Here is a 19,335-nt window from a genome sequence, read left to right as displayed (position 1 = left end):
TTTCGAGCTGGTTTTTTTATGTTTAAGTTTAATGCATCACACTTTAAGAAAAACTTTTAAAAACAAAGATTAAATAAAATTGACTATTTAAATAATTCTCTTAAATTGAGTTTGGGAAGGCATTTTCCCAAATAAATATAATGATGTGATTTGAGGGTGTTATGCAAAAGATGAGAGATTTAAACGGTATTTTAAAAAACATTTTGGGACAAGTTGAAATAAAGCAGTTGCTGATTCAGGGGAAAACACAGCATCAGCATATTCCCTCAACACCAGAAGTGACTGGACTAGATGATCTTATAACTGGCACGGCAGAGCCAAAAACATGGGTGATCATTTCAGTCGGTGAAACTGTTACACGCGTCAAAGTGGATAAACAAGGACATCGGCAGATTGATAATCCACTGAAGGATGGTGGAGTTGCCACAATTTATGCGGTAAATCATCATGGCTTACGCTCAGAGGCAATAATGATTGCTCCAATTGCAGAGCCAAGTGTGCTACCCAAGATGCCGGAAATAATTGAAAAAGGCGAATATTTGGTTGGTAAAGCTGATGCAGGAAATACGGTGGTTGTGACCTATGGTGAGCAAGAGTTTATAACAGTTGCTGATGTAAATGGCGATTGGTCGATGCTCAATCCTTTAACGACCACAGGTGCAATAAGTGTTGTGGCAATTGATCAGGACGGTAATCGTTCTGAGGCGTTGCATACAGCGCAAATCATTTTACCGCAAGCTGTTACGATTTTAGAGTCTGGCGCGGTGATATCAGGTACTGCCGCACCAAATACGACTGTTGTGATTTAGTCGGATCAAGCGGTCTATCGTATTCAGGTCGATGAAAATGGTGATTGGTCAATAGAAAATCCAGTGGCAAATGGTGGCATGTTGATGATTGTTGTGGAAGATCAATTTGGTCAGCAATCTCCTGCGATTGGCTTGGTATTTCCATTTATTCAGACCTCGCCTGAAAATCCAAGCTATCTACTGCCGGCGCCAGAAGTGACGTTAAATACTGAAAAACTCGAAGGCAATGCATTTCAACAGGCTAAAATCATTGTTACAGCCAATGGTCAAGAGTACGTGACGTATGCCAATGAAAGTGGTTTTTGGTCGATGGATAACCCGATTCAAAATGGTGGCTTTGCAACAATCGTGGCGGAGGACAGTCGTGGTGTTCAATCGCCTGAAATCTCAATAGCTAAACTGTTTCTTGCACAACCTGAATCATCTGTTGAACTTACAGAGATTTTATTGGCAAGTGATGAGCAAAGTGAAAACCAAAATGACAGTCAAATTGAGCCGATTCAATCTGTGATCAATCTAGATACGCTTTTACAGGATGCGAATGAAGTCCCAATTGTATTGCACACCGATGAACAGGATTTGATCGCATTGGGCAGCGACGTTTCAAATCCGCCCGCTATACTTCCTGCGCTTGAATATCCAAGCTTACTCATTGAAGCTCCACTGACACCGTCTGATTGGCTTGCTTAGAAATATGAACCAGCTTCCGAGCTGGTTTTTTTTGGTTTAAATTGACAGATATAATTTTTATTTAAAAGATTTGGCAAATGAAATATTGACTCTAGCATCGTAGATTGGTGTTCTCAAAAAATAATATGAAAAAATAACTCATCACCACAAAGGATTAAGTGGATGATATCTCTGTATATGCCTCAATGTAAACGTTTAAAGAACCCGTTATTGCGATGGATGGATCATTATTTTAAACACATGATACAGATGCTACTAACGATTTGCGTTGCCAGTAGTATTCAAGCTGCAGAACTAAACTTTCAAAAAGTTTTAGAGCAGGAAAGAGCTTGGGCGGGCTTGAGTAGTAAAAAAGTCAAAAATAATGAAATCGAATGGACATACAGTGAAGGAGGAGATCCACGAAAACCGACGCTACTGTTGCTGCATGGTTTGTCAGGCACGCGTGATAATTGGAACCGAGTTGCCCGTTATTTAACGCCCAATTATCATGTCATTATTCCAGATCTGCCAGCACATGGAGAAACTATTGTCGCAGATCAATTTGATCTATCAATTCCTAATTTAACTGAAAAATTACGACGATTTATAGATGCTGCAAAGTTAGATCCAAATTTACATATCGCAGGGCATTCGATGGGTGGTGCAATTGCCATGCTCTATAGCGCTCAGTATCCCTTAGAAGTGAAATCTTTATTGTTGGTGGATTCAGCAGGTGTCTTTAAGTCGAGCAATACAGCGTATCTAAAAGATACGGCAAAGCTTGCAGAGCTAGTGGTCAGAAAAACTGGTGATTTTGATCGCGTGATGAAGATCGTGATGCAATCTCCGCCTTTTATTCCACAAGAATTAAAAATTGGGCAAGAAAAGTTGATGATCGTTCAGTCTAAACAAACCAATAAAATGGTGGAGCAACTGCAAAAAATGGCCACCTTGTATACGCCAGAGTCCTTTGCTTTGGCTGCACGAGGCATTGATGCACCTGTGTTTATTATCTGGGGGAAGCAAGATCAGATTATCAATGTTGAAGTAGCAGAAGAACTGAGACGCTTATTTAAAAAAGCCGAAAAGCCTCTGATTTTAGACCATGTTGGTCATATGCCAATCTTAGAAGCGGAGCAGTTAATGGCGTTGCCATATTTAAAGTTTCTTTCAACTGTTCAATGAATCAGATTGGTAGAGTAGGTGTAAAAAAGCGAGAAATATCTCGCTTTTTTAAACTTAATTAGATACTTTGAGTCGATTTAAGTACGTACTTTAATTTCATAGCCAGTGTATTTTCGAATATTAATCACACCGGTATCCAAAATCAGATACTGACCTTTAATCCCTTGTAATTTTCCTCGAATAATCGGTGTTTTGTCCAAATTATGCGATTTGATTTTTTCAGGATATTCATCTACCGGGTAGATAAATTGGCGTGGCAACTCATCTTCTAGCAGTTCAACGGTTTCATTAAACTCTAAATTTTGGCTAAATTCTTCACGAATGGTCTGAATTTTTGGTGCGAATTCTTCTACCAATTGGTCGCGAATTTCGATCAGGTTGATCGGTTCTGCTTCACCTTTGAGCAATTTACGCCAATCGGTTTTATCGGCCACTTGCGTACCAAACATGACTTCAAGCTGACCAGATAAACGACGTGAACCAACTTTCATAATAGGCAAAGCTTGCGTCGCACCTTGGTCTAGCCAACGTGTAGGCATTTGACCCAAGCGGGTAATCCCCACTTTTAAGGCACTCGAATTGGCTAAATAGACAATATGCGGTTGAAAGCAAACTTCATGGGCAAAATCATCTTCACGGCAAGTCCCGAGATGATAATGACAGGTTTCAGGCTTCATAATGCACATATCACAAGCAGCCTTAGTCTTCATGCATTTGAAGCAATGACCTTGTGAATACGATTTAGGCGTTTTTGCGCCGCAAGAAATGCAGTAGATATTTCCAGTGGCTTCAATTTCAATTTCTTGGCCAAGGCTAAACGGTAGATCAACTTCTGAGCGATCTAGAATAAATTTATACTCAACATTTGCCTTGTGTGTATGTTGATCAGTTACACTAAGGTCTTTAAGACCTGCATGCATTTTATGGCAAATGCCTTGTAGTTCCATACGAATACTCACTTCATTATTAAGGATGCGGTCAATGGCTGAACAAAATGTCATCACTTCTATGCTAGACGATTTGTCAAAAGAGCAGCCAATTTCAACCGCAATCTGTATTGGTCAGGATCTTGAGCAATACAATCAATTTCATCCAATTCAATGGCAACATTTTAACGTAACTGAGTTTTTAAATCTGCCTTTTACCCAGCGTTTTGACCTTGGATTTGTGATTCTTGATACTGAAATGATGTTGAGTTTGGATCAGCAGCAGAAAACTCAGATGTTGGTAAAATTGCGTGACCTATTTGCCAAACGCATCGTGGTGGTGAGTAAATTACACGATGAACAATTATTACGTGCTTTAGGCTTTACTCAGCTCATTGATAAAACCACGCATGAAAGTGATTTTGCTTTATGGCAGTTTAATATTTTGACTTATAAACATATCCCAGATTGGTTTAACTCTAAATTTTGGGCAAATCCTGAAAACTGGGATAAATTCCGTTGGTAACAAATACTTAGCCTGTGAAAAATTGCAAAAAATTAACAAACATTTATGAAAAATTTGTCTTTTCCCACGTATGCTGTAATTAAGTTTATCTAGGTTTCACTGGGAAAAATAAAATGACAAATTTAAATAATATTGTTGAGATTTTAGCAAAGCAGGCCCTTGGTGGTGCAAACAATCAAAATCAACAAGGTGGCTTGGGCGGTATTTTAGGTTCGGTGCTGGGTCAATTGGGTGCAAATGCAGGCACTCAAAATACCCAAAACAATGCTCAAAACCAAGCGGGTGGTTTGGGTGGAATTCTTGGCTCTGTGTTGGGCCAACTAGGTGGTGCAGCGCAGCCGCAGCAACGTAGTAGTGGTGGCAATGCTTCAACCATTTTAGTAGCAGTGTTACCTCTGGTGCTGGCTTGGATTCAAAAACAAGGTGGCCTACAAGGTGCTTTGGATAAATTACGTGGACAGGGCTTGAGCAGTCAGGTTGATGATTGGGTATCTACAGGCCCTGGCGATAATGCTGCTGTGAATAATCAACAAGTACAAAATTTATTTGATGATGCCGAAGTGGAGCAAGTTGCACAAGAAACACAAACTCAGAAACAAGATGTGTATAGTGCAATTTCAACGGTATTGCCACAAATTATTGACTCATTGACGCCACAAGCTGGACAAACCAATCAGCAAGAAGCGAATGCTGATATTCAACAAGTGATGAATTTGGTCTCAGGTTTTCTTAAGCGTTAATCACAATATTATTTGATGGTATTAGATTGAATACAAGCCAGAGAATTCTGGCTTTTTTATGATTTGAAAAATGATAACAATGTGACGCTAAGATTGTCACTAGGATGGATTAAATAGACGGTTCGACACACTGATTTTTTTGCCAATATAGTGTGATTTTTTTTGACGAATCAAAATGATTTTCGACTGAAACTCTAACTCACCAAATTCTGGCTCAACTTGCACATAATGTAGTTGACCAAACTCATCACGCACCCGCGCTTGAGCTGAAAAGCCGGGACGGGCATTTCCACTTGAAATGGTGGCTAGACGACCCAGTAGGTTAACGGTTTGTTTTTTATATTTGGGCGGGACAACCTGATCCAAACAATGAATCATAAATACCGTAAAGAATATGGCAATAATCAACGCAGGTAAAATTAAATAATAAGCGGGAACGAATTGACCTTCTTTGGCATGGATGCAAAACTGAAGTACATAGCCTGCAAAGCTAAAATTCATCAGTAAAAAGAACAAAATCAGAGTCTTGGAAAATTTGACATTCAATAATGCCAATTCTTGTATGCGCTGTGGGGCGATTCTTTTTAAAACTTGGCTAGGACTAATATTGATGTAATAGCCAATGGTTTCAACCATGCCCAATAACAGTACGGCCAATAAACTTAAATGAAAGGGTATTAAGTTATAGTCTGTTAAAAATGCGGACATGGTTGTATTCCAGTGTTTATTCTTCTGTGAGGTAGATTCCACCATCAGAATGCACGTTAATGTTCACTTTTTCAAGGGCTTGACCTTGGCATGGGCCAGAAATACATTCCCCAGATTCGACCATAAACAGTGCGCCATGTGTTGAGCACTCAATAAATTCTTGGTCACGATCTAGAAACTGATTTTCAAGAAACTCAAGTTCCACGTGCAAGTGTGGGCAGTTATTTTGATAAGAGTAAAACATGCCATCACGTTGGGTGATAAAAATCGTTTCACCTTCAGGCGTTTCGAATGATCGTGCTTCACGTTCAGGCACATCATCCGTCATGCAAATTTTAAACATTAAGCACATTCCTTCTGAAATGATTGTAAAAGCTGAGCATAGTCTTCAACTGCTAGGCGTGGACCAAACTGAGCCACAACCTCACTTGAGATCAGGATAGCAAGTTCAGCAGCCGTTTGATAGTCATGACCTGCATTGAGTGCATATAGGAAAGCACCAGCAAAAGCATCACCAGCACCATTGGTATCTACTGCGGTAACTTTACGACCTGGCACGGTAAATGTTGCGGCTTCATTATGGATTAAGGCACCTTTGGCACTTAATGTAATGACAATGTGTTTGCTTAGTGATTGCAATTTCGTAAGTGCAGCATCTAAATGATCTGTTTCTGTGTACATCAGCGCTTCTTGTTCATTACAGAACAATAAGTCCACGCCATCATCGAGTAATTCATCTAGACCTTGACGTGCATATTGCACCATTGCTGGATCAGATAAGGTCAATGCAATTTGTACCCCATTGGCTTTGGCGATTTGACGTGCTTGTTTTACCGCAAGACGTGCGCTGTCTGATGTTGAAAGATAACCTTCGATATATAACCATTTCGCAGTATTTAAGCTGCCAAAATCAATTTGGCTATCAGTCAATTCCGCAGTAATACCGAGGTAAGTATGCATCGTACGTTCAGAATCAGGGCTGACCAATACCATACATGTGCCAGTTACACCTTCACTGATTGATTGAGTTGCAGTTTGGATGCCAGCGTCGTTTAAACCATTTAGGTAAATTTGACCTAAGTCATCATTGCCGACACGACAACCATAAAATGCAGTTGCGCCTAAAGCACTAAAAGCAACCGTTGTATTTGCTGCAGAACCACCAGAAGCTTGACCTTTATATTCTTGAGTGGCTTTTAGGTTGTTATAAAGGGCTGCTTGAGTATCGCCATCTGTCAGTTGCATCGTACCTTTTTGCAGATTGTGTTGAATTAGGAATTCGTCAGAGACTTTAAATTCTTGGTCAATAAGTGCATTACCAATTGCAAAAAGGTCAACAGTTGCCATGTTGTATGTTCACATCAAAAAAATGAAAGTGCTAAGTTTACACGAATGCTCAGAATTGCTGTAGTTTGTTGAAAAAAATTCAATTAAAGGACAAGTGTGTATAAAAATCGGGCAAATCCATTATATTTTTACATTTTTTTTGAATTAGTTGCCGTTTTAATCAGCTTTGCTATTGTGCAAATCGAAAAATTTTACTTTTATAGAGCTATAGGGTGTTCAGACTGAATCAAGATGATTTGGTCATCATAAATAGATAACAGATTAAAAGTGTGAATATATGGAAATTACGATTCGTCCAGCAGAGCAACTTCCTGCTCAAATCGAAAATATTGCTGCTTTGGCGCAGCATGAAGGCTATACATTTATACACCGTTTAATTGAAGAATATCAAAGTGGTAAAAATCGTTTTGACCAAACGGGTGAGCAATTATTGCTTGCTTATGATGGCGATAAATTGATTGCTTGTGGCGGTTTAAATCAGCAATGGGGTGATACTGGTGTAGAAGAACGGATTGGTCGAGTTCGCCGTTTCTATGTGCATCCGCAGTACCGTCAGCATGGCGTGGGTAAGCAGCTATTGGTGGAATTGGAAAAGGGTGCAAAAAAACACTTTTCTGCACTGTGCTTAAATACTGAGCTTAAAAATGCTGCAAAATTCTATCAAAAACAGAATTATGTCTATGTTGAAAGCCATCCAAATTATAATTATTTCAAATATCTAGTTTAGTGTTAAATCCCAAAATAGACTCTAAATACTGTAAATGAAGCATCCGATATCGGGTGCTTTTTTTCTTGTGACAATTCTAAAAAAAGAGTGCCTTATTTTAAGCAAAAATTCATTTCAGTTATCGAAGATATAAGCATCAAAATAACTGCATTGAGTGATGCATATGCATATGCAAGTGCATGAACTACAAGACTACGTTAAAAAAGTCCCCCAGATTACCGCGCTGTTTTGGTTGACCAAAATTTTTGCGACCACTTTTGGTGAAACCAGTGGTGATGCACTGTACATGTCCTTAAATTTGGGCTATTTACTCAGTACCTTTATTTTCGCAGGCATATTTATCAGTCTGCTGTATTTTCAAATACAGTCCAAAGCCTATAAACCTTATTTATATTGGGCCACGATTATTGCCAGTACTACGGTCGGTACGACTTTAGCGGATTTTGTAGATCGTTCTTTAGGGATTGGCTACTTGGGTGGTAGTTTGCTGTTGCTGGGTTTGGTGCTCATATCGCTTTTTAGTTGGTATCGAGTCGAAGGGTCAATCAATCCAAGTGTAGTGAATTTGCCGCGCACACAGATCTTTTATTGGTTGACGATTACATTTTCTCAAACGCTAGGTACAGCTTTGGGGGACTGGACTTCCGATAGTGCAGGATTAGGCTATAGCGGTGGCATTTGGCTATTTGGTGGTTTAATTCTATTGATGGCGTTGTTGTACTTTTTTACTCGGGTCTCAAAGACGATTTTATTTTGGGCTACTTTTGTTTTGACACGTCCATTGGGCGCAGTTGTCGGCGATTTTCTAGATAAGCCAATCAGTTCAGGTGGTTTGGATTTGAGTCGCTTTATGGCTTCTTTTGTATTGTTATTGGCGATTGTGATTTGTGTCTATTGGTCAACACGAAATGATAGGCAATCCATAAAACCAGTCTAAATGTTTTAGTGCGAAAACAAGTGATTTTTAAAATTAAAGTTCAAGTTGATTAAAACAGTTGGAAATGTCGTTTCGGTGAATCTAGTTGTGATTTTTTAAGGTATACTTTGCCTAATTTAAATGAATAGATTAGGAGCACACATGACTGTAGATGTCACTGAAACCATTTCTCAAACTGTACATCCCGCGTTTCAGTTGATTCGTCAACATCATGTTGAAGCTTTAGACATTTTAGTGTCTGAATATAAACACAAAGTGACTGGCGCGGTGCATTATCACTTAGCCACAAACCATGACGAAAACGTATTTTTAGTTGCCTTCCGTACGCAGCCTATGGATTCAAAAGGTGAGGCGCATATTCTTGAGCATACGGCACTGTGTGGCTCAGAAAAGTTCCCTGTACGTGACCCATTCTTTTTAATGATTCGTCGTTCACTCAATACGTTTATGAACGCGTTTACCGCTGCGGATTGGACGGCTTATCCATTTGCAACGCAAAACAAAAAAGATTTCCAAAACTTGTTAGAAGTTTATATGGATGCTGCTTTTGCTGCGAATTTGAACCCGCTTGATTTTGCACAAGAAGGGATTCGTATTGAGCTAGAAAATGGCGAAGCTGTATATAAAGGCGTGGTATTTAATGAAATGAAAGGTGCAATGAGTTCACCTTCAGATCAGTTGTATCACCAACTTGCCCATCATTTATTCCCAGAAACGACATATCATTACAACTCAGGCGGTGATCCGAAAGACATTCCTGACTTAAGCTATGAAGAGTTGGTCAGTTTCTACAAATCACATTATCACCCAAGTAATGCGGTGTTTATGACCTTTGGTAATGAGCCTGCATATAATTTACAAGAACAGTTTGAAACGCTTGCTTTGTCTAAATTTGAAAAAGGTCAAACGCTGTATTCAAAACCTGAGCGCCGCTTAACTGCGCCTGTAACTGTAACTGAAACGTATGCAGTTGATGCTGAAGACCTCAAAGACAAAACATATCATGTGCTTTCTTGGTTATTGCCTGAAGCAAGTAATATTAAATTACGTTTAGGTATGCGTTTGGTTGAGGGGGTATTGCTTGAAGATTCTGCTTCGCCATTACGTCATTACTTAGAAACCTGTGGTTATGCACAGTCTACTGGTCCATTCATGGGCGTAGATGACTCAAACTATGAAATGACGTTCTACTGTGCAATTCAAGGTTCAAACCCTGAGCATGCAGAACAATTTAAAAATGGCGTGTTTAAAGTATTAGAAGACGTTGCGGCTAAGCCTGTTGATCCAGCTTTAGTTGAGGCGATTTTACATCAGATTGAATTGCATCAGCGTGAAATCAATGGTGATGGTACACCATATGGCCTAAGCTTAATTCTGAATGGTTTAAGCAGTGCGATTCACCATTCAGACCCTGTAGATGTTTGGGATGTGGATACGGCCATTGAACAAGTGAAGGAAGAGTTGAAAGACCCAATGTGGTTATCTAACTTAATCAAAACCTACTTGCTTGATAATCAACATCGTGTGCAATTAACTTTGGTTCCAGATGCTGAAAAAAATGCGTTGGAAGCGGCAGCAGAAAAAGCACGTTTAAAAGAAATTGATGCGAACTTAACTGAAGCGCAAAAAGCAGAGATTATTGCGCAGACTGAAGCACTGAACATTCGTCAAGATACCCCAGATGATTTGAACCTATTGCCTAAAGTAGGTTTAGAAGACGTTCCTGCACAATTACAGATTGTACAAGGTCAATTACGCGAAATTATCAGTAATGGCTTGGATACGCCGTTAAATCTTTACCACGCAGGCACCAATGGTCTTTACTACCAACAAGTTTTGATTCAGATTCCTGATGAAGTGGTGCAATCGCCGTATTTCAATCTCTTATCGATTTTGATGGGTGAAGTTGGTGCAGGTGAATACGATTACTTAGAGCTACAACAGTTGCAAACAGCTGTGAGTGGCGGTTTAGGTATGGGGGCATCGCTGCGTTCAAAAGTGGATGATAAAGGTCAAATTAGTGCTTGGCTAACGTTGACCACTAAATCATTGGTGAATAATCTTGAAGCCATTCGCTTATTGAAATTGGCTTTTGAACAGCTACGTTTTGATGAAAAAAATCGTATCGTAGAGTTATTGCAACAACGTAAAGCACGTTGGCAGTCACGTGTATCTGGTTCTGGTCATAGTTATGCAATGCAAATTGCAGGTCGTCAACATAGTGCATTGGCGCTACGTGATTATCATAATACAGGCCTAGGCGCGCTGAACTGGCTGTCAGAACTTGTCAGCAAAATTGAGCAAGACGACACGGCTTATAATGCCTTGATTGATGAGCTTAAGTTAATTCACAACCGTTTGCTTAAAGCACCAAAACAATTCTTGGTGGTGTGTGAGGAGCATCATTCAGACAGATTGGTTGAAGAAGTTCAAACCATTTGGGATAAAGTGGCGATTGACGATAACCCACATGATTTAACTCAAGTGAATTTTGCAGATAGCAACAATGACGAAGCTTGGCTCATTCAAGCCAATGTTCAGTTCTGCGCTTCAGCATATCCTGCGGTGGAAGTGTCACATCCAGATGCAGCACCTTTAATGATTTTGGCGGCTTATCTACGTAATGGCTTCTTGCATAGCGCGATTCGTGAAAAAGGTGGTGCTTATGGTGGCGGAGCAAGCTATGACGGCAATGCATGTTCATTCCGTTTCTATAGCTACCGTGACCCACGTTTAGCTGAAACGTTTAAAGATTTTGACGCAAGTGTGCAGTGGCTACTGAATGCTGAACAACAACCGCATCAGCTAGAAGAAGCGATTTTGGGTCTAATTGCCAGCATGGATAAACCGGGGTCACCAGCGGGTGAAGCCATTACAGCTTGTTATGCTTTATTGCATAAACGCACGCCAGCTTTCCGTCAAATGTTACGTGAACGTCTGTTGAATGTGACTTTGGATGATCTAAAACGTGTTGCTGTGGCGTACTTGGTTGAACAACAACCGACAAAAGCTGTGGTTGCACCCGTGGCGAAGCGAGAGGCTTTGGTTGAGCTTGGTTTCGAAATAAAACAAGTGAATTAAAACAAAAAAGGGGTTTTTATGGCGTTCAAATCTCTTGAGCGTACGACATTGCAACTGAGCCTTATTGCGCTCAGTTCAATGTATGTCAGTACTGTAAATGCACAAAATGCGGAAGTGGCTGTTAAACCAGCTACCGCTGAAGCATGTGTGGCACTTGAGTCAAATGCAGAGCGATTATCGTGTTATGACGCTTTGTTTAAAGTGCAACCTGCTGAAAAAGAAATGTTGGTTTCTGAGCGTCAAGCCGCACAAGAAATTAAACCTGAACCGACTGAAAAGTTGACATTCAAAGAAAAAGTCAGTCATGCGTTTACGGACCGTTTATTCGCTGTAGAAGCACCGAACCTTAATCCAAACCTTTCATTATTGGATAGTCGTTGGGAGCTTTCTCCAGAAAGTAAATTGGGGACGTGGAATATTCGCGGCTATCAACCTGTGTATTTAATGCCGGGATACTGGACTTCAGATAAAAATGAACATCCATCAAGCCCGAATGAAAACAACACGGTACAAGCCGATCAGGAACAAAACCTGAAATCGATGGAAGCCAAGTTCCAATTGTCATTAAAAACCAAAGCTGTTGAAAACTTATTTGGTGATAATGGTGATATCTGGTTGGGCTATACCCAGTCTTCTCGTTGGCAAGTCTACAATGAAGACGAATCACGACCATTCCGTGAAACCAACTATGAGCCTGAAGCCAGTCTGGTTTTTCGTACCAACTATGAACTCTTGGGTTTGAACTGGCGTATGCTGGGCTTAACTTTTAACCATCAGTCTAATGGGCGTTCTGATCCCTTATCGCGGAGTTGGAATCGTGTCATGTTAAATCTTGGATTTGAACGTGACAATTTTGCACTGATGTTACGTCCTTGGTATCGTTTTGAAGAAGATACTAAAGATGATAACAACCCAGATATTACCGATTATGTGGGACGTGGGGATTTAACAGCGTTTTATCGTCATAAAGATCATGACTTTAGTTTGATGTTACGTCATTCATTGAAAGGTGGTGATGATTCACATGGTGCGGTGCAGTTCGATTGGACTTTCCCAATCAATGGTAAATTACGCGGCACAGTTCAATTGTTTGATGGCTATGGTGAAAGCCTGATTGACTATAACCATCGGGCAACCTATGTCGGTGTCGGTGTGTCATTAATGAATTGGTTTTAATGATTGCTCAATAATTAATTTACGGACGTAAAAGTAATTTCGCATTTTTAAGATGCTTTTAAGTCTAATCGACGGAGTCTTATATCTAGGGATTGAATAAAGGGATTAGCCTTCGGCTGGAGGTACTTTTGTTTAGGCAAAAGTACCCAAAACCATTGTCATCCGCAAAACTCGCTCTCTAGCGTCTATTTACTTAAAGTATCGCAAAAACATTTTTGATTAGAAGTCATCCTGTCTCAAACACTTGCGGATGACCTTACCGCGTATCGTTCTTTCATTTGAATCAAATTACGCTACTGATGTTACTATGTAACATCAGTAAATAAAAAAACCATGCTATGGCGTGGTTTTTTTATAACTGTGAGACAATGTACAAATCAACCAATCTGAATCTCAGAAGGTGGGTGTTTTAACCGACTCTTCTTCGGTGTGGCAATCAGATAGGCCAGTGTTAAGGGGCCAAGTCGGCCTGCGAACATCAACAACATCAGGGCGACTAAACTGGCGGGTTGTAAGTCACTGGTGATGCCACGAGATAGGCCTACTGTACAGGCAGCGGACACTGCTTCAAAGAGTAAGTCTAAAAAGCGTTTGTCAGGTTCGAGTAGTAATAGACTGAAAAAACCAATGAAAATCAACGTTACTGTAATGAAAATCACCGCTAATGCTTTAAAGGTCGTTTTTTCAGAAACAGAGTGGTTAAACACACGCAGTTCATCTTCACGTCTTAAAAAACTGACCACACTGAGCACAACAATAATAAACGTCCCGACTTTAATGCCGCCGGCTGTACTGAGAGAACCACCTCCAATAAACATTAGTAACATCGTGACGAGTGATGATGCATCGCTCATGCTTTCCATGGGTAAGCTGTTAAAACCGGATGAACGTGGAACCGTTGCATGGAACCAAGCATTTAGGGCTTGATCACCTAGTGACATCGTGGCTAAGGTTGCAGCATTATTGGCTTCTAATAACCAAATGGTGATGAAGGCAAAGACATTTAAGCCTGCAATGGTCGATAAAATCAGCTTGCTATTGGTGCTGAGTTTTTTCCAACTTTTATTGCGCTTAATGTCCATCAGTACCAAAAAGCCGATACCACCGATGATATAAAGCATACTGATGGTAAATGTAATGAAATAACGGTCAGCGAAGCTCATTAAACTATTGGGAAATAATGAAAATCCACCATTATTAAATGCTGAAACACTATAAAAGGCAGCATAAAACAGGGCCTGGTTAAAATTGTATTCTTGCATCCAAGCGATGGTCAAAATAACCGTTCCCACCATTTCAAAAAATAGCGAATAAAGCAGTACGCCTTTAATAGTCATGGTCACTTTGGCAAGGCTGGTTTGTCCAATGGTTTCTTGAGCCATAATTTGTTGTTTTAGCCCAATTTTAGGGGACAAACTCATAGCGGCCAATATCGCAAAGGTCATAAAGCCGAGACCGCCGCATTGTAGTAAACCCATAATCACGACTTTACCAAACACAGTATAGGCTTCGCCGACATTTACAACCGAAAGTCCTGTAATGGTTACGGCTGAGGTCGCTGTAAAGAGGGCATTGATCCAACTTAAATCGCCATGATGTGAATAAGGGAGCTTTAAAAGCAAGGTGCCAATGATAATGAGCCCAAGAAAACCCAATGCCAAAATACTGGGCGGGCTGAGATTAATGGTATTACGCTGTTTATTGTGAAGTTTCATGTTTTTTTACTGTCATCTTGCGTGATTATGTGCAAAAGGAGCTCGACGCTGATTACAAAGTTGCTTTAAAGTGTTTAGCCAGTCGACGTAAATGTTCGAGTAAACCTTCAACCACTAAAATATCGCCTGTTTGTAAAATCAGGTTCGGATCTAAACTATATTGAAGCTCGGTGCCACGTTTATGCAGAATCGTCTTCACTTCAGGGACATGATCCATTATTTGATTTAAACGCGTGCCTTGTTGTGATTCTTTAATTTCAACTTTCACCAAATAATGGTCATCTTCGAGCACCATGTAGCGGCTCACCATCGGATAACTCAGTGACTGAGCAACACGGACACCCATATCTTCTTCAGGATGGATGATTTTGCTGATGCCTAAATGGGTTAAAATCATGTGATGCGCTTTGGACTTGGCTTTGGCCCAAATTTTGTTGATCCCCATGTTTTTAAGATGGAGCACACATAAGATGCTGGCTTCAATATCTTCACCAATTGCGACAACGACGGCTTCACAATTTTGAATATTGAGTTCATGTAAAACGTGCTCATCTGTTGCGTCAGCAATCACTGCATGGGTCAGTTGGTCCGAAATACTTTCAACAAACTTTTTGTTGCTATCGATTCCAATGACATCGTGTTTTAAACCCATGAGTTCAGTGGCTACAGTTGCGCCAAAACTTCCTAAGCCAATCACAGCGAATTGAGCCATGCCGTATTCCTAAATTATTCTAAAGTTATTGAATATGTTGATGTTAGCTTGTTCAGCCTAGAGCGGCTATGAAAATTTACATAATCCATCTAAACCGAAAAGCTCTAATTTTTAATTTCTTCAGTATTTTGATAGGCATAAAGTTCAGCAATATTGGGGCAATTATCCATAACTTGTTGGTATTTAAAAATTTCATAGCCTAGTTTATTTTTTAGAATATATTGAAATTGATGCTGATCTTCTTTAATGACATTTAAGGTGGCTTTACGAACAAGTTCAGAATTGTTCTTTAAACGGTTTAAGCCATCGCATGAAAATTCACGGATGATAGCTTGAACAGATTCGGGAGCGGTTTGATCACTTAGCTCATCAAAGCGAATATAAACAATGTAATTTGGATATTGATTCAGCATTTCAGCCTGGGCGGTATAGCCGTAAATATTTTCTAGATTTTGCGTACGGGACTGATTTGGAATTTGTTTCATACTTTGACGAATCTTATCTTCCTCTTGCTTAAGTTGATAAGCCGGATATACATAAAAATATCCACCTAAACCCACAATGACGATCATAAATAAGGCATAAAAATTCAATTTTAAATATCCATTTTGTTTTATTTTCAATGGATTATAGGGTATGGTTAAATTAACAACAATGACAGCGTTGATGAATTAATTTGATGAATTTATTTATTTTGATTCAGGAAATAGTTGATGCAAATAAAAAAGCTGGAACCTAGATCCCAGCTTTCATATAGAAATTTTACTTATTTCAAGAAACGTTGATAACCGAGGTTATTGGTAATCTCAACATATGGATAGGTAATATTTTCCAATGTTTCAATCAAACCATCTGGGTTTTGTTTGGCATCCGTTGCTTCCATACCCACCAATACACGACCTTCCGCAGCACCGTGGTTACGGTAGTGGAATAGGGTGATGTTATGCGTCGGACCAAGACGTTCTAAGAAAGTCAGTAGCGCACCTGGACGTTCAGGGAATTCCACGCGGAATAGGCGTTCATTTTCAATATCGGCATGACCGCCAATTAAATAACGGATATGAAGCTTAGCGACTTCATCATCAGATAAATCGTCTACATCGTATTGGAATTTTAAAGTTTCAAAAATTTCCTGACGTTCTTTTTCGCCATTTTTGAGACTGATACCCACAAATACTTGAGCGGCACTTGAGTTGCTTGCGCGGTAGTTAAACTCAGTGATGTTACGACCTTGTAGTGCGCGGCAGAATTGGAGGAATGAACCTTTTTCTTCTGGAATAGTCACAGCAAAGATCGCTTCTTTACGTTCACCCAGTTCAGTACGTTCCGCAATGTAGCGCAGACGGTCAAAGTTCATATTAGCGCCGCATACAATCGACACCATATTTTTGCCTTCTAGACCATGCTCTGCAACATACTTCTTGATACCTGCAAGCGCCATTGCACCAGATGGTTCAACAATGCTACGGCATTCATCAAAGGTATCCTTAATGGCTGCACAGATTTCATCTGTATTCACCAAAATAACGTCACGCTCAACAATTGGGCCTGAGTTATCTGATTTTTGTAGCTGAATCACTTCAAATGGTTTTTCACCAATTTGTGCAACTGCTGTACCGTCGGCAAAAAGACCAACAGATGGAAGAATGACACGTTCATTAGCTTCAAAGGCTGCTTTTAAACATGCTGATTCGTCATATTCAACAGGAATGACTTTAACATGCGGTGCCACATCACCTAAATAAGCAGCTACACCGGCAATGAGACCGCCACCGCCAACAGCAACAAATACATACTCTACATCACGCCATTGACGCAAAATTTCGTTGGCAATGGTTCCTTGACCGGCCATAACGAGTTCGTCGTCATAAGGTGGAATAAAGGTCATACCTTCATCTTTTGCACATTGGATTGCATATTTATTGGCTACGTCAAAAGAATCACCATGCAGAACTACCTCACCACCTAAGCGTTTAACCGCTTGTACTTTAATGTCTGGTGTGGTTTTAGGCATAACAATAATGGCGCGAATACCCAACTTTTTACCAGATAACGCCACGCCTTGAGCATGGTTACCTGCAGAAGCAGTAATAACGCCACGTTCCAACTGAGATTTCGGTAATTGACTAATACGGTTGTAGGCACCGCGTAGCTTGAAAGAAAAGACAGGTTGTAAATCTTCGCGTTTAAAGCGAATGTTATTGTTTAGTTTTTCACTAATTCGTGGCGCTGCTTCGAGTGGGGTTTCGATTGCAACGTCATAGACCGTTGCCTGTAATATTTGTCGAACCAAACGAGACAGCATGTTAATTTTCCATCTAACAGTTTAAAATAGGCGTTCATTGTAACAAACACCCGTACATTTGGGCTGTAAAATCAGCAACAAATGTCAAAAAATAGTTGAGCCAAGTTATGAGTCTGTATGCTACCCAAGATGAAAAGAAACAAGCTGCCGCAAAAGCTGCGTTAAAGCATTTGCCAAAGGGCGGTATTTTGGGTGTTGGTACAGGAAGTACTGTGAACTTCCTCATCGAATTATTGCCAGAGCTTCAACTCGAAGCTGCAGTTGCCAGTTCTGAAGCAACTGCACAACGTTTGAAAAAATTAGGCATTGAAGTGGTTGATATGAACCATGTTGGTGGTTTAGATGCCTATGTGGATGGCGCAGATGAAATCGACCGTCATATGCACATGATTAAAGGCGGCGGTGCTGCACTGACTCGTGAAAAAATCGTGGCATCTATTGCAAAAAAATTCGTTTGTATCGTTGATGACTCTAAATGGGTTGAGCAATTGGGTCGCGAATTTCCACTTCCTGTAGAAGTGATTCCAATGGCACGTTCTGCTGTTGCGCGTAAAATCGTTTCTTTAGGCGGAGACCCTGTATACCGTGAAGGTGTGGTAACGGATAACGGAAATGTAATTTTAGATGTTCATAACCTCAATATCTTAAATGCGTTGGAACTTGAAAAAACTTTAAACAATATTCCCGGTGTGGTGTGTAACGGTATCTTTGCTTTGAACAAAGCAGATATTGCTGTTGTTGCGACCGATAACGGTATTGAAGAGCGTACTGCGGTTTAATCTGCTGAAAGTTCCTGCTCTTGTGCCATTGATGGCTAAGGGAGAAGGTAGGGGTTAGGGAGTTAATCAACCTCTCCCTAACCCTCTCCTAAAAGGAGAGTGAACTACAAATTTCATAATAAAATTATAGGATTAATGACACCAAACCTTCCTGAAATTCAAATCACTCGAAAATTACGTGCCACACGCTTAAGACTGCGTGTAGAACCAACGCAAATTAAATTAACAGTTCCCCAGTTTTGCACGCAGCGCCAAGTGCAAGATTTTCTGAAACAATCGGAACAATGGATGATTGAAACATGGCAGAAGCAGCAGGAAAAATCAGGGCAGATTGATAAAACGCTACCAGTAGAATTAAAACTATTCAATTTAGAACAGCCTCTAAGCATAGTTTATAAAGTTCAAAAACTTTCATTTATCTTGGATGAAGAAAATCATCAGCTATTCATCAGTGATCGGCAGCCTGAGCAATATTTAAAAAGCTTTGTGATTGCTTATGCCAAAGAGTATTTACCAATTTATTTAAAGCAAGTGAGCAGTGAAACAGGCTTGAAATATGGTGATTGCTCAATTCGTCAGCCCAAAACTCGCTGGGGGAGCTGTTCTGCTAGACATGACATTATGTTGAATAGTGGTTTGGTACTTTTTCCATTGGAAATTGCACGATATGTAGCTGTACATGAGTTAGCGCATACTAAGCACTTTGACCATAGCCCAAACTTTTGGGCAGAAGTTCAAAAACATGATGTTCATTTCCAACAGCATCGGAAAACGTTGAAGAGCAGTCCAATGCCGTGGTGGTGGAGTGTTTCCTAACCTCAAATTAAGATGTTTAATTACATTTAGATAAAATAGCCTAAGTACATTAGATCTCTTTCATAAATCAAAAAACGATCTTCTTTTTGGTTAATATTTGCACTCCGGATTTCTTAGCATTCGTGCATAATCTGCGGATGAAATACATCGATTCAAACAAGCTTTCTGATCCTC

General features: G+C 40.1%; 19 protein-coding genes. 11 read left to right on the top strand and 8 right to left on the bottom strand.

Annotated features, from left to right (window positions below; translation table 11 throughout):
* Positions 1-161: 161 nt before the first annotated feature.
* The 3 genes from FTU37_RS09770 (at position 162) to FTU37_RS09760 (ending at position 2,666) form a co-directional block, all read left to right on the top strand.
* Positions 162-809, top strand: a complete 648-nt coding sequence (locus FTU37_RS09770; RefSeq protein WP_180109198.1) for an Ig-like domain-containing protein — start codon at positions 162-164, stop codon at positions 807-809.
* A 78-nt stretch (positions 810-887) separates the two neighbouring features.
* Positions 888-1,499: a hypothetical protein gene (locus FTU37_RS09765; RefSeq protein ID WP_180022148.1), complete on the top strand. Its 612-nt coding sequence runs from the start codon at positions 888-890 to the stop codon at positions 1,497-1,499.
* A 249-nt stretch (positions 1,500-1,748) separates the two neighbouring features.
* Positions 1,749-2,666, top strand: coding sequence for an alpha/beta fold hydrolase (locus FTU37_RS09760; RefSeq protein WP_373684066.1), 918 nt, complete (start codon positions 1,749-1,751; stop codon positions 2,664-2,666).
* Positions 2,667-2,743: 77 nt separating this feature from the next.
* Here the strand turns inward: FTU37_RS09760 and FTU37_RS09755 are convergent, their stop codons facing one another.
* Entirely contained in the window at positions 2,744-3,613 is an 870-nt protein-coding gene (locus tag FTU37_RS09755; RefSeq protein ID WP_180054623.1) for a DUF2797 domain-containing protein, read from the bottom strand.
* Between the two features lie 34 nt (positions 3,614-3,647).
* Here FTU37_RS09755 and FTU37_RS09750 point away from each other — a divergent pair, with 34 nt between their 5' ends.
* Positions 3,648-4,118: a DUF6231 family protein gene (locus FTU37_RS09750; RefSeq protein WP_168378602.1), complete on the top strand. Its 471-nt coding sequence runs from the start codon at positions 3,648-3,650 to the stop codon at positions 4,116-4,118.
* Between the two features lie 113 nt (positions 4,119-4,231).
* Positions 4,232-4,858, top strand: coding sequence for a YidB family protein (locus FTU37_RS09745; protein WP_078188658.1), 627 nt, complete (start codon positions 4,232-4,234; stop codon positions 4,856-4,858).
* Positions 4,859-4,957: 99 nt separating this feature from the next.
* Here FTU37_RS09745 and FTU37_RS09740 read toward each other — a convergent pair whose 3' ends face one another.
* Genes FTU37_RS09740 through FTU37_RS09730 form a run of 3 tightly spaced genes read right to left on the bottom strand, consistent with a single transcriptional unit; the run spans position 4,958 to position 6,913 of the window.
* A complete protein-coding gene (locus tag FTU37_RS09740) occupies positions 4,958-5,566 on the bottom strand; it encodes an OB-fold-containig protein (protein WP_168378601.1) in 609 nt (202 codons plus the stop codon).
* Between the two features lie 16 nt (positions 5,567-5,582).
* Positions 5,583-5,909, bottom strand: a complete 327-nt coding sequence (locus FTU37_RS09735; protein ID WP_168378600.1) for a Rieske (2Fe-2S) protein — start codon at positions 5,907-5,909, stop codon at positions 5,583-5,585.
* On the bottom strand, positions 5,909-6,913 hold the full coding sequence (locus tag FTU37_RS09730) for an adenosine kinase (protein WP_168378599.1): 1,005 nt from the start codon (positions 6,911-6,913) through the stop codon (positions 5,909-5,911). Before FTU37_RS09730 ends, FTU37_RS09735 begins: the two co-directional genes overlap by 1 nt.
* A 277-nt stretch (positions 6,914-7,190) precedes the next feature.
* On the opposite strand from FTU37_RS09730, the gene FTU37_RS09725 reads away from it, so the two are divergent.
* From FTU37_RS09725 to FTU37_RS09710, 4 genes are all read left to right on the top strand, one after another.
* On the top strand, positions 7,191-7,640 hold the full coding sequence (locus tag FTU37_RS09725) for a GNAT family N-acetyltransferase (protein WP_078188654.1): 450 nt from the start codon (positions 7,191-7,193) through the stop codon (positions 7,638-7,640).
* A 163-nt stretch (positions 7,641-7,803) separates the two neighbouring features.
* The gene (locus FTU37_RS09720) at positions 7,804-8,577 is read left to right on the top strand and encodes a hypothetical protein (RefSeq protein ID WP_180124256.1); all 774 of its coding nucleotides are present in this window, start codon (positions 7,804-7,806) and stop codon (positions 8,575-8,577) included.
* Between the two features lie 141 nt (positions 8,578-8,718).
* Positions 8,719-11,658, top strand: coding sequence for an insulinase family protein (locus FTU37_RS09715; protein WP_180049666.1), 2,940 nt, complete (start codon positions 8,719-8,721; stop codon positions 11,656-11,658).
* A gap of 18 nt (positions 11,659-11,676) precedes the next feature.
* Positions 11,677-12,834, top strand: a complete 1,158-nt coding sequence (locus FTU37_RS09710) for a phospholipase A (RefSeq protein WP_180124255.1) — start codon at positions 11,677-11,679, stop codon at positions 12,832-12,834.
* A 377-nt stretch (positions 12,835-13,211) separates the two neighbouring features.
* Here the strand turns inward: FTU37_RS09710 and FTU37_RS09705 are convergent, their stop codons facing one another.
* The 4 genes from FTU37_RS09705 to ilvA form a co-directional block, all read right to left on the bottom strand.
* On the bottom strand, positions 13,212-14,549 hold the full coding sequence (locus FTU37_RS09705) for a TrkH family potassium uptake protein (RefSeq protein ID WP_168378596.1): 1,338 nt from the start codon (positions 14,547-14,549) through the stop codon (positions 13,212-13,214).
* A 52-nt stretch (positions 14,550-14,601) separates the two neighbouring features.
* Entirely contained in the window at positions 14,602-15,261 is a 660-nt protein-coding gene (locus tag FTU37_RS09700; protein ID WP_168378595.1) for a TrkA family potassium uptake protein, read from the bottom strand.
* Between the two features lie 104 nt (positions 15,262-15,365).
* Entirely contained in the window at positions 15,366-15,833 is a 468-nt protein-coding gene (locus tag FTU37_RS09695) for a hypothetical protein (protein ID WP_168378594.1), read from the bottom strand.
* A 194-nt stretch (positions 15,834-16,027) separates the two neighbouring features.
* Positions 16,028-17,566: a threonine ammonia-lyase, biosynthetic gene (ilvA, locus tag FTU37_RS09690; protein WP_168378593.1), complete on the bottom strand. Its 1,539-nt coding sequence runs from the start codon at positions 17,564-17,566 to the stop codon at positions 16,028-16,030.
* Positions 17,567-17,673: 107 nt separating this feature from the next.
* Here ilvA and rpiA point away from each other — a divergent pair, with 107 nt between their 5' ends.
* On the top strand, positions 17,674-18,345 hold the full coding sequence (gene rpiA, locus FTU37_RS09685; RefSeq protein WP_168378592.1) for a ribose-5-phosphate isomerase RpiA: 672 nt from the start codon (positions 17,674-17,676) through the stop codon (positions 18,343-18,345).
* Between the two features lie 135 nt (positions 18,346-18,480).
* On the top strand, positions 18,481-19,161 hold the full coding sequence (locus FTU37_RS09680; RefSeq protein ID WP_168378591.1) for a SprT family zinc-dependent metalloprotease: 681 nt from the start codon (positions 18,481-18,483) through the stop codon (positions 19,159-19,161).
* Positions 19,162-19,335 lie beyond the last annotated feature (174 nt).

Source organism: Acinetobacter sp. YH12097 (genome assembly GCF_013419225.1).
In the GTDB taxonomy this organism is placed as follows: domain Bacteria; phylum Pseudomonadota; class Gammaproteobacteria; order Pseudomonadales; family Moraxellaceae; genus Acinetobacter; species Acinetobacter amyesii.
Note: the sequence above shows the minus strand (reverse complement) of the source record. Positions and strands in the feature narration are given on the sequence as shown.

Coding starts and splice junctions, on each gene's coding strand:
- FTU37_RS09760 (WP_373684066.1), top strand. CDS start 1,749: ATGCTACTAACGATTTGCGTTGCCAGTAGTATTCAAGCTGCAGAACTA.
- FTU37_RS09735 (WP_168378600.1), bottom strand. CDS start 5,909: ATGTTTAAAATTTGCATGACGGATGATGTGCCTGAACGTGAAGCACGA.
- FTU37_RS09705 (WP_168378596.1), bottom strand. CDS start 14,549: ATGAAACTTCACAATAAACAGCGTAATACCATTAATCTCAGCCCGCCC.
- FTU37_RS09710 (WP_180124255.1), top strand. CDS start 11,677: ATGGCGTTCAAATCTCTTGAGCGTACGACATTGCAACTGAGCCTTATT.
- FTU37_RS09715 (WP_180049666.1), top strand. CDS start 8,719: ATGACTGTAGATGTCACTGAAACCATTTCTCAAACTGTACATCCCGCG.
- FTU37_RS09730 (WP_168378599.1), bottom strand. CDS start 6,913: ATGGCAACTGTTGACCTTTTTGCAATTGGTAATGCACTTATTGACCAA.
- ilvA (WP_168378593.1), bottom strand. CDS start 17,566: ATGCTGTCTCGTTTGGTTCGACAAATATTACAGGCAACGGTCTATGAC.
- FTU37_RS09770 (WP_180109198.1), top strand. CDS start 162: ATGCAAAAGATGAGAGATTTAAACGGTATTTTAAAAAACATTTTGGGA.
- FTU37_RS09700 (WP_168378595.1), bottom strand. CDS start 15,261: ATGGCTCAATTCGCTGTGATTGGCTTAGGAAGTTTTGGCGCAACTGTA.
- FTU37_RS09725 (WP_078188654.1), top strand. CDS start 7,191: ATGGAAATTACGATTCGTCCAGCAGAGCAACTTCCTGCTCAAATCGAA.
- FTU37_RS09765 (WP_180022148.1), top strand. CDS start 888: ATGTTGATGATTGTTGTGGAAGATCAATTTGGTCAGCAATCTCCTGCG.
- FTU37_RS09745 (WP_078188658.1), top strand. CDS start 4,232: ATGACAAATTTAAATAATATTGTTGAGATTTTAGCAAAGCAGGCCCTT.
- FTU37_RS09750 (WP_168378602.1), top strand. CDS start 3,648: ATGGCTGAACAAAATGTCATCACTTCTATGCTAGACGATTTGTCAAAA.
- FTU37_RS09755 (WP_180054623.1), bottom strand. CDS start 3,613: ATGGAACTACAAGGCATTTGCCATAAAATGCATGCAGGTCTTAAAGAC.
- FTU37_RS09740 (WP_168378601.1), bottom strand. CDS start 5,566: ATGTCCGCATTTTTAACAGACTATAACTTAATACCCTTTCATTTAAGT.
- rpiA (WP_168378592.1), top strand. CDS start 17,674: ATGAGTCTGTATGCTACCCAAGATGAAAAGAAACAAGCTGCCGCAAAA.
- FTU37_RS09680 (WP_168378591.1), top strand. CDS start 18,481: ATGACACCAAACCTTCCTGAAATTCAAATCACTCGAAAATTACGTGCC.
- FTU37_RS09720 (WP_180124256.1), top strand. CDS start 7,804: ATGCATATGCAAGTGCATGAACTACAAGACTACGTTAAAAAAGTCCCC.
- FTU37_RS09695 (WP_168378594.1), bottom strand. CDS start 15,833: ATGATCGTCATTGTGGGTTTAGGTGGATATTTTTATGTATATCCGGCT.